This is a genomic window from Micromonospora sp. D75 (assembly GCF_018070405.1).
Classification (GTDB): domain Bacteria; phylum Actinomycetota; class Actinomycetes; order Mycobacteriales; family Micromonosporaceae; genus Micromonospora; species Micromonospora chalcea.
In genome coordinates, this window is sequence record NZ_JAGPXV010000170.1 from 1 (window position 1) to 9,696 (window position 9,696).

Consider the following 9,696-nt stretch of genomic DNA (forward strand, 5'->3'; position numbering starts at 1 on the left):
AGTCCGGCGGGACGGCCGATCGCCAGCACCAGCGACCCGGCGGCGAACGCGGCCTGCGCGGCGAGCAGGGCGCGTTGCTTGCCGATCCGCCGCGCCACCGCCAGCCAGACCGGGGTCACCAGCAGCGCGGGCGCGACGAACGCGGCCACGAGCACTGTGGTGAGTCCGGGGCGGCCCAGCTCGTACTCGGCGTAGTAGGGCACGCCGGCCAGCACGAGGTGGGTGGTGGTGGACATGGCCAGGTATGCGCCGACCAGCCAGCGGAACTGCCGGTCCCGCAGGCTCGCGGCCAGCGCCCGCCACCCGCCCGGACCGTGCGGCGGGGCCGTGTCGGCGGCGGTACGGCGCAACCGGCCGATCCCGGCGACGCCGACCAGCATCGCGGCGAGCATCCCGGCCGCCAGCACCACGCCCATCAGCAGGTAACCGTCGCGGGTGGCGTCGTCGCCGCCGGCCAGCAGCGGCGCGAGCAGCCCGGAGACCAGGATGCCGAGCGTCAGCACCACCATCCGGAACGCCATCAGCCGGGTCCGCTCGTGGTAGCCGATCCGCAGATCGGCAGGGGTCGCCAGGTAGGGCACCTGGTACGCGGCGAACAGCAGGTTGCCGGCGACGAAGAACACCGCCACCCAGCCGGCCGCGGCGGCGCCGGTGAGGCCGCCGGGCACGGCGAACAGCGCGGCGAACGCCAGCGGCAGCGCGCACCCGGCCAGCAGCAGCCGTCGGCGGTGACCCCGGCGGGCCTGCTCGACGTCGCAGAGGTGCCCGATCCACGGGTGCAGCAGCACGTCGGCGATCTTCGGCAGCAGCAGGGTGAGCCCGGCCAGCCACGGGGCGACCGCCAGCACGTCGGTCAGGAAGTAGAGCAGCAGCAGCCCGGGCACTGTCACCCAGACGCCCATGCCGAGTGAGCCGGTGGCGAACCCGGCGAGCGGGCCGCGTGGCAGGGTGAGCGCGTCGGAGCGCTGATCCAGCCCGGTCATCGCGGCCTCCTGTCCTCGGGGCACGCCGCCCCCAATCCAACGGTTGCTGGATTGTAGGGGGAACAATGGCCGGATGACCATGCCTCGCCGCCGGCCCGGTCGGCCCCGCCGCGACGACCAGCGCCCGACCCGTGACCTGGTGCTCGCCGCCGCCACCGCATTGTTCGCCGAGCGGGGCTTCGACGCGGTCAGCGTCCGCGACGTCGCCGCCGCGGCCGGGGTGGACGCCGCCACCGTGGTGCACCACACCGGCACCAAGGCGCAGCTCTACGACGCCTGCTTCGCCCGGGTGTTCAGCGCCGAGCGGGAGGTCATCGAGGCAGCCGGGGAGCGCGCCCGGGCGGCCCTGTCCGCCGGGCCGCACGACGCGCTGCGCGCGCTGCACGACCTGCTGGACGTGTTCGTCGACTTCCTGGAGGACCGGCCGGAGACCACCGCGTTGTGGCTGCGCCGCTGGCTGGAGCCGCAGCGGCACGGCGAGCTGGACCGCCGCTACGCCGCGCCGCTGTACGGGCTGGTCGAGGAGCTGCTCGTCGCGGCGGCCGAGGCGGGCGCGCTGACCGAGCCGACGCCGCACGTGACGGTGCGTTCCCTGGTCTGGACGGTGCACGGGCACGTGGTGGCCCTGGCGGCGGGCACCGGCTCGGGCGCGCGCGAGCGGCGGGAGTTCCGGGCGTTCGTGCACCGCTTCCTCGACGCGCTGTACGGCGGCACCCGGCCTTGACGCCGGCCCGCGCTCCGGGGATTATCCATCAGTCGTTGGATTAAGGAGGCGGGCATGGCCGTACCAAGGGTGGCCGTCGTCGGCGCCGGAGCCGCCGGGCTGGCCACGCTCAAGGCGCTCGCCGACGCCGGCGTCCCGGCCGTCGCGTTCGAGGCGGCCGACACGCTCGGCGGCCTCTGGGTGTACGGCGCACCCGGCTCGCCCGCGTACCGCACGCTGCACCTGAACACCAGCAAGGGGCGCACCGAGTTCGCCGACCACCCGATGCCCGCCGACTGGCCCGACTACCCCGACCACACCCGCGTCGCCGGCTACCTCGGCGACTACGCAGACCGGTTCGGGCTGCGCGAGGCAGTACGGCTGCGCCACACCGTCGAGCGGGTCACCCGCACCGGCGACGGCTGGCGGGTACGCGCCACCGGCCCGGACGGCCCGGTCGCTGTCGACGTCGAGGCGGTGGTGGTCGCCAACGGACACAACCGGGTGCCGAAGCGGCCCGAGCCGTACCCGGGCGAGTGCGCCGCCGAGCAGATGCACAGCCACGACTACCGCGGCCCGGAACAGCTCGCCGGGCGCCGGGTCCTCGTCGTCGGTGGCGGCAACTCCGCCATGGACATCGCCGTCGACGCCTCGTACGCCGCCGCACGCACGCTGCTGTCGCTGCGCCGCGGCGTCTGGGTGGTGCCGAAGTACCTGCTCGGCCGCCCGTCGGACACGCTCAACGGCGCGCTGGCCCGCCGGCTGCCGTGGCGGCTGCGGCAGCGGATCAGCCAGACCATGATCACCACAGCGGTCGGGCCACCCACCCGGTACGGGCTGCCCGCACCGGCGCACGGCTTCCTCCAGGACCACCCGACGCTGTCCGACGCGCTGCTGTCCCGCCTCACCCACGGCGACATCCAGGCCCGGCCCGGCATCGCCCGCTTCGACGGCGACCGGGTCGAGTTCACCGACGGCCGCCACGACGAGATCGACCTGGTCGTCTGGTGCACCGGCTACCGCGTCGAGATGCCGTTCCTCGACCCGGCGCTGCTCGGCGACGGCCCCGACCGGCTTCCGCTGTACCGGCACGTGTTCCACCTCGACGCCCCCGGGCTGGCATTCGTCGGGCTGATGCAGTCCACCGGCGCCGCGTTCCCCCTGGTCGAGGCGCAGGCCCGGCTGGTCGCCGCGCGGCTGGCCGGCACCTGGACGCCACCGGACGCGGCCCGGCAGGCCGCCGCCTGCCGCGACGAGCTGCGCGCCGCCACCGCCCGGTGGGGGCAACGCCGACCGCACATGCGCGTCGACTTCGACGTCTACCTGGCCGAACTGGGCCGCGAACTGGCCGCCGGCCGGCGCCGCGCCGGAGCGGCACGATGAACGCCCCGGGACGGCCCCCGGCCGAGGACGCGCAGCGGAGCGGACCCGGCGCGACAGGCCGAGGCTCGGCCGCCGGATCCGGCACGCCGGGCCGCAGCGCCCTGGCCGGACGACGCGTGCTGGTCACCGGCGCGCGTGGCACATTCGGGCAGCACCTGGGCGCGGCGCTCACCGCCGCCGGCGCGCACGTGGTCGGGCTGGACCTGCACGCCGACCCCGATGCCACCCCTGCGGTGCTCGGCGTCGACCTGACCGACCCGGCCGCGACGCCACCGGCCGTGGCCGCCGCGATCGACCGGCTCGGCGGACTGGACCTGCTCATCAACAACGCCGGTGTGGGCGGGCCCGCGCCCGCCGAGCTGCCGCCGGACGAGGTGGTACGCCGCCAGATCGAGGTGAACCTGCTCGCCGCCTGGCGTACCACCGCCGCCGCGATGCCGGCCCTGGAGGCCGCCCGCGGACGGGTGATCTTCGTGTGGCCAGCCGGATGGCCGTGCTGCCGCTGCCGCTCGCAGCCGCCTACGGGGTCAGCAAGCGGGCGCTCGTCGCGTACGCCGACGCGCTGCGCCACGAAGTAGGCACCCACGTCGGCGTCAGCGTGGTCTACCCGAGCATGGTCGCCTCCCCGATCCACGACAGCACTGTGGCGGCCGGGCTGTCGCTGAGCGGGGTGTCCCGCCCGGAACCCGTGGAGGGAGTGGTGGCGGCGATCCTGCGCGCCGCGACCGCCCGGCGCGCGCCACGGGACGTGGCCACCACCCGGCGCGGCCGGATCGAGATGGCGCTGGCCCGGCACGCCCCGGCGCTGGCCGACCGGATCGTGCGCCGTACCGTTGCCGGAAGGCTGGCCGCCGGTGACCTGGACGGTGCGGCGCTGGCCGAGGGCATGGTCCGGCGGCACCGGCAGGACCGCCGGTAGCCTGCTCGCCATGGCCGTCTCGCCCTACATCGCCCGGCTGCGCCGCCACATCGGCCACGACCTGCTCATGCTGTACGGCGTCAGCGGCGTGGTCACCGACGACGCGGGACGGGTGCTGCTGGCCCGCCGGGGCGACAACGGCCGCTGGTCGGTGCCGGCCGGCACCGTCGACCCGGGCGAGCAACCCGCCGACGCGCTGGTGCGCGAGGTCCACGAGGAAACCGGCGTCAAGGTGGCGATCGACCGGCTCGCCGGTGTCGCCACCCACCCGGTGGTGTACCCCAACGGCGACGCCTGCGAATACCTGAACGTCTGGTTCCGCTGCCGGGCGATCGGCGGCGCGCCGACGGCCGACGGCGACGAGTCGCTGGCGGTGGCCTGGTTCGCCCCGGACGCGCTGCCCGAACTGGACGACTGGGCGCGGCTGCGGATCGGCACCGCGCTCACCGACGACGCCCCGCCGTGGTTCACCGCGCCGGGCGAGAGCCACCCGGCGCTGCACCAGCCCGACAACCTCTAGCCGAACGCCATCTCGCACGGCCGGTCCGGCGCCAGATCCACCGCACGGCGGTCGCCGGGCGCGTGCACCACCACGCGCTGCGCCACCGGCGACACCAGCCGGGCCCGGACTCGGCCCGGCGCCCAGGTCAGCTCCTCGACGGTGACCCGGCCCCGGCAGGTGACGCCGCGCAGCGTCCCGGCGGGCAGGTCGGGTAGCGGCGCGGGCAGCAGCCGCAGCACCCCGGGGCGGGACTGCACGAGCGACTCGATCAGCACCGCCGGCAGCGTGTGCGCGGCGTCGGCGTTGTACGTGGTCCGGCCCGGGTTGTGCGCGCTCATCAGCGACCGGAAGAACATGTCCGCGTCGAGGATCTTGCGCAGGTTCGCCGCGACCAGGTCGCCGTCGTGCAGCCGCGCCGCCGCCAGCGCCCGGTGCAGGCTGCCGTGCGCGGACTGGTTCTCGTCTCCGCGCAGCGTCAGCGCCCGGTGCGCGGCGGCGGCCAGTTCCGGGGTGTCGTCCGGGTTGATCTCGTCGAGCGGCCACACCGGATACAGGTGGCTGACGTGCCTGTGGTTCTCGTCGCCGGTGCTGCCGGTCCACGCCCACTCGGCGAGCGCGCCGCGCCCGTCCACCAGGTAGCCGGGCGGCCGTACCCCGGCCCACCGGTCGGTGCCGGTCACCTCGGCGGCCAGCCGCAGCGCGTGCCGGGCCGCGGCGACGTCCATGGTGGCGTTGACCGCGACCGGCGCGGTCCGGCCGGTGTCGTCGTACGGGCCGGTCTCCGGCGAGTACGACGGCACCAGCGCCGGCTGCCCGTCCACAGCGGTGAGCACGTCGGCGAAGAAGTCCGCCACCTCGGCCAGCCACCCGGCCACCTCGCCCAGCGGCTCACCGGTGACCAGATGATGCTCGTGCAGCGGGTGCAGCAGCCAGTCCGCGCCGGCCAGCCACGCGGTGAACGGCCAGTCGGGGTGGACGTGGAACAGGTGCCCGTGCTCGCCGTCGGTGCGGCTGGGCGCGAGCAGCCCGCGCGCGCCGTACACGGCCCGGGCGTTGGCGCGCCAGTCGGCCACCTGCGCGGCGACCAGCCGGGCGTGCGCGGCTGTCACCTCCGGCAGCGCGCCCACGTTCGCCCCGGCGAGCTGGAGGTTCAGATTCGCGTCGGTGGTGAAGTCACCGGCCCACGCCGCGTGCCAGGAGCCCAGCCACAGCCCGGTCAGCCGGGGCGGCAGCACCCCGCTGGCGCTGAACAGCAGGTACCGGCCGGAGTGGAACAGCCGCTCCAGCAGCGCCGGGTCCAGCCGGTGCGGCGCGGCGGCCTGCCGGGCCAGCAGCTCACCCACCGGCAGCGCCCGGTCGGAGGCGGGCACGCCGAGGTCCAGGCCGACCCGGGTGTACGGGCCGCGATGGCGCGGCGCGTGCCGGGCCAGCAGCGCGTCGTAGTCCCCGGCCAGCACGGCGAGCCGCCGTTCCGAGTCCCGGGTACGCCACGGCGGCGCGTCGGGCCGGTCGACGAGCGTGGTGAGCAGGGCCGGTCCGCGTACCCGTATCCGGTCGCCGTCGACGCTCACGTCACCGCGCAGCAGCGTCAACCCCTCGAACCCGTACGCCCCACCGGCGTGCGGGTAGCGGGCGCGTACCCGCAGGAACACCAGCCCGTCGCGGCGGTACGCGGCGTGCTCGTACACCACGTCGGCGGGCCGGCCGGGCAGCTCACCGGTCACACCGACCACGCAGTCGCCCTGGTCGAGGTGGAGCACCGCCACGCCGTCGGCGCGGGAGGCGAAGCAGCGCCGCCGCCCGCCCGACCACTCGACTGTCACCTCCCCGGTGGTGAAGTCGGTGTCGCGCCGGTAGCCGCGTACCGGTCCCGGCGGCGCGTCGACGGTGAGCGCGTACCCGGGGTGGAACGACTGGGTCCACTCCAGCTCCCGGCCGCCGGTCAGCAGCCGGGCGGCCTCGGCACGGCGCCCGGCGAGCACCAGCGCGCGGATGTGCGGCATCCGGCCGGCCAGCTCGGGCGCGCGGGCGTCCCGGGTGCCGTTCGGCAGGACGAGCCGGTGGTGGTTCACCACGATCCGCTCCGCGTACGGCTGCCCGTGGACCATGAGTCCCAGCTCGCCGTTGCCGGTGAGGAACGCGTCGGTCCAGTCGGCGGCCGGCGCGGTGTCGTGGACGCGGTGCACGGTCACCGGCGGGCGCTGGTGTCCCGCACGGTGAGGTGCGGTTCCAGCAACGTCACCTCCGGCACTCCCTCGCCGCTCAGCCGCCGCATCAGCAACGCCACCGCCTGCCGGCCCACCTCCTCGGCGGGCACCGGTACGCAGGTGAGCCCGGACTGCTCGGCCAGCTCGTCGGGGCAGATCGCGACCACCGACACGTCGCGCGGCACCCGGCGGCCCAGCAGCGGCAGCGTGGCCAGCACCGGCCCGACCGCCGACTCGTTCTGCACCACCAGGCCGGTGACGTCCGGGTGGTCGGCGAGCAGCGCCTCCAGGTCGCGGCGTACCGCAGCCGGTCCCTCCTCGCAGGGCCGGGTCACCGCGTCGACGCCGAGCCGCTCGGCGGCGGCGCGTACCCCGGCGCGGGTGCGGTGGGCGAACCCGGTGCCCCGGTCGTAGACCGCGGCGGGCGCGCCGAGCAGCGCGATCCGCCGGTGCCCGGCGGCGGCCAGGTGTTCCACGCACAGCGCACCGGCGCGCCGGAAGTCCAGGTCCACGCAGGCCAGCCCGGTGCTGTCGGCGGGGTGCCCGATCAGGACACCCGGCAGCGCCAGCTCCCGCAGCAGCGGCACCCGGGAGTCCTCCAGCTCGACGTCCATCAGCAGCACGCCGTCGACGAGCGCGCTGCCGGCGATGCGGTGCAGCCCGGCCGGGCCCTCGTCGGCGGTGACCAGCAGCACGTCGTGGTCGTAGCGGCGGGCGGTGGTGACCACTGCGGTGGCGAACCGCATCACCACCGGCACCTGCATGCCGGTACGCAGCGGCAGCACCAGCGCGATCACGTTGGCGCGGCGACTGGCCAGGGCGCGCGCCCCGGCGTGCGGGTGGTAGCCCAGCGCGCGGACGCTGTCGAGGACCCGTCCCCGGGTGGTGGCCGAGATGGTGCGTTTGCCGCTGAGCACGTACGAGACGGTGCTGGCGGCCACTCCGGCGTGCCGGGCCACGTCGGCGATGGTGACCTGCTCGCCGGGGACGCGCCCGCTCACCGGGCGGCTCCACAGCTGCGGTCGGCCGGGGCGACCGTCGTGGCGTCTCCGGTCACGGCGAGCGCGCCGACGAGCCGGATGTCGCGAGCGGACCGGCCCACCAGCACCGAGTGGACGGCGTCCTCCACCACCATCGCCGCGCGGGTCTCGTCCCACCAGGCCAGATCGGCGGTACGCAGGCGCATCGTCACCCGGGCGGCGCAGCCCGGATCGAGCGTGACGCGGGCGAAGTCGCGCAGCTGCCGCAGCGGCTGCTTGACCCGGGAACGCCGCTGCCGGGTGTAGAGCTGCACCACTTCGGTGCCCGGGCGGCGGCCCGTGTTGGTGACCTCGACGCTCACCTCCACCTCCTCGCCGGCACGTGCCGTGGCGGTGCTCAACCGTAGGTCAGCGTAGTCGAACTCGGCGTAGCTGAGCCCGTGTCCGAACGGGTACAGCGGCTCACCCCGGTGGTAGAGGTAGGTGCTGTCCGCGCCGATGACGTCGTAGTCGAGCAGGTCGGGCAGTTCGGCCGTGTCGGCGTACCAGGTCTGGGTGAGCCGCCCGCCCGGGTCGGCGGCGCCGAGCAGCACGTCGGCGAGCCCGTTGCCGTGCTCCTGTCCACCGTGGGCGCTCCACAGCACCGCCGGCAGATACTCCTGCGCCCAGCCCACCGCGTACGGGTAGCTGCTGGTCAGCGCCAGCACGGTACGCGGGTTCGCGGCGTGCACCGCGCGCAGCAGCTCCTCCTGGCCGGTGGGCAGCGCCAGGTCGGCCCGGTCCTCGGTCTCCCGGCCGTTGACCATCGGGTGGTTGCCGAGCACCACCACCGCCACGTCGGCGGCGGCCGCGAGCGCGGCGGCGTCGGCGGCCCCGTCGGCGCGCAGCGTCACGGTGAACGCGGCCGGGTCGCCGGTGGCGACGCTCAGCCGCCCGTCAGGTGCGACGCCGACGTGCCGTCCGGTGGCGAGGTGACGCAGCAGCGCCGTGCCGTCGGGCCGGTGGTCGAGGCGGAACGTCTCGCGTACCACCCAGCCGCCCGGTCCCTCGCGGTCGGCCACCAGGGCCCCGGCGTCGTCGGCGCCGACGTACCGGCCGGTGTCCACGGCGCGCAGCGCCACCACGTCCTGTCCCCAGTCGACCACCTCGAACTCGGCCGCGGTGTCGCCGAGCGCCAGCGGGCCGTCGCCGTCGAGGCGTACCGCCCGGTCGCCGACGTGCAGCGTGACCCGGTCCGTGCCGGGGTGGGTGGTCACCTCCGGCAGCCGTCCGAGCAGCCCCGCGTAGGCGCTGATCGTGTACGGCGGGGTGCCGCTGTACCAGTCGGTGAGCACGGTGTCGGCGAGCGGTCCGAGCACCGCGACGCGGGTGCCGGGGCGCAGCGGCAGCAGGCCGTCGTTGCGCAGCAGCACGACCGACTGGCGGGCGGCCTCGCGGGCGAGTTCCCGGTGGGCGAGGCTGTCGAGCGTGTGTGGCGGCACGTCGTCGTGGGGATCCGGGTCCAGGTCGCCAAGGCGCGACCGGACGGACAGGATCCGCCGTACCGCCCGGTCCACGTGGGAGGGCTCGATGAGGCCGCGGGCCAGCGCCTCGGTGAGGCGTTCCACCGTGGGGGCGCTGTCCTCGTCGTCCTCGGTGAAGCTGTCGATCCCGGCGCGTAGCGCGGCGGCGAACCCGGCGACGTGGTCGGGCAGGTACTCCTGCACGCCGGCGATGTTGCCGACCGCCCCGGCGTCGCCGACCACCATGATGTCGTCGTCGGCGTAGCCGCGCAGCTCGCCCTCGATGAGCGGGCTCAGGTGCGCCGGTACGCCGTCGACCAGGTTGTACGACGCCATCACCGCGACCGCCGCGCCGGCGGCCAGCGGGGCGCGGAACGCCGGCAGCTCGTATTCGTGCAGCACCCGGGGCGGCAGGTCGCTGGAGGTGGTGGCCCGGTCGGTCTCGTTGTTGTAGCCGAGGAAGTGCTTGAGCGTCGGCGCGGTGCGCAGCCGGATCGGGTGGTCGCCGCGCAGCCCC

9 protein-coding genes are annotated in these 9,696 nt (G+C 75.7%); 5 read left to right on the forward strand and 4 right to left on the reverse strand.

The features are described from left to right. Positions 1-983 (reverse strand): MFS transporter (locus KBX39_RS13020; protein WP_210870688.1); only part of this gene is annotated, 983 nt, incomplete at its 3' end. 79 nt (positions 984-1,062) lie between these two features. On the opposite strand from KBX39_RS13020, the gene KBX39_RS13025 reads away from it, so the two are divergent. From KBX39_RS13025 to KBX39_RS13040, 5 genes are read left to right on the forward strand one after another with little or no spacing between them, the layout of a single operon-like run. Continuing rightward, a complete protein-coding gene (locus KBX39_RS13025) occupies positions 1,063-1,707 on the forward strand; it encodes a TetR/AcrR family transcriptional regulator (protein WP_166457479.1) in 645 nt (214 codons plus the stop codon). A 54-nt stretch (positions 1,708-1,761) separates the two neighbouring features. Further along, positions 1,762-3,069 (forward strand): NAD(P)/FAD-dependent oxidoreductase, encoded by a 1,308-nt coding sequence (locus KBX39_RS13030; protein ID WP_210870691.1) that lies wholly within the window; start codon positions 1,762-1,764, stop codon positions 3,067-3,069. Further along, a complete protein-coding gene (locus KBX39_RS33305) occupies positions 3,066-3,647 on the forward strand; it encodes an SDR family NAD(P)-dependent oxidoreductase (RefSeq protein WP_247660148.1) in 582 nt (193 codons plus the stop codon). The genes KBX39_RS13030 and KBX39_RS33305 overlap by 4 nt, the downstream gene beginning before the upstream one ends. After that, complete coding sequence (locus KBX39_RS33310) at positions 3,563-3,988, forward strand: hypothetical protein (RefSeq protein ID WP_247660149.1); 426 nt, start codon at positions 3,563-3,565, stop codon at positions 3,986-3,988. The genes KBX39_RS33305 and KBX39_RS33310 overlap by 85 nt, the downstream gene beginning before the upstream one ends. Before the next feature lie 10 nt (positions 3,989-3,998). Next, on the forward strand, positions 3,999-4,508 hold the full coding sequence (locus tag KBX39_RS13040; RefSeq protein WP_210870693.1) for an NUDIX domain-containing protein: 510 nt from the start codon (positions 3,999-4,001) through the stop codon (positions 4,506-4,508). On the opposite strand, the gene KBX39_RS13045 is transcribed toward KBX39_RS13040, so the two are convergent. The 3 genes from KBX39_RS13045 to KBX39_RS13055 all read right to left on the reverse strand — a co-directional run. Next, positions 4,505-6,682 carry a glycoside hydrolase N-terminal domain-containing protein gene (locus KBX39_RS13045; protein WP_210870696.1) on the reverse strand — a complete coding sequence of 726 codons (2,178 nt, stop codon included), beginning with the start codon at positions 6,680-6,682 and terminating at the stop codon, positions 4,505-4,507. The two genes, KBX39_RS13040 and KBX39_RS13045, sit on opposite strands and share 4 nt — an antisense overlap. After that, the gene (locus KBX39_RS13050; RefSeq protein WP_210870699.1) at positions 6,679-7,698 is read right to left on the reverse strand and encodes a LacI family DNA-binding transcriptional regulator; all 1,020 of its coding nucleotides are present in this window, start codon (positions 7,696-7,698) and stop codon (positions 6,679-6,681) included. The genes KBX39_RS13045 and KBX39_RS13050 overlap by 4 nt, the downstream gene beginning before the upstream one ends. Next, on the reverse strand, positions 7,695-9,696 hold a 2,002-nt coding region (locus tag KBX39_RS13055), incomplete at its 5' end, for a glycoside hydrolase family 3 C-terminal domain-containing protein (protein WP_210870703.1). The genes KBX39_RS13050 and KBX39_RS13055, both read right to left, overlap by 4 nt.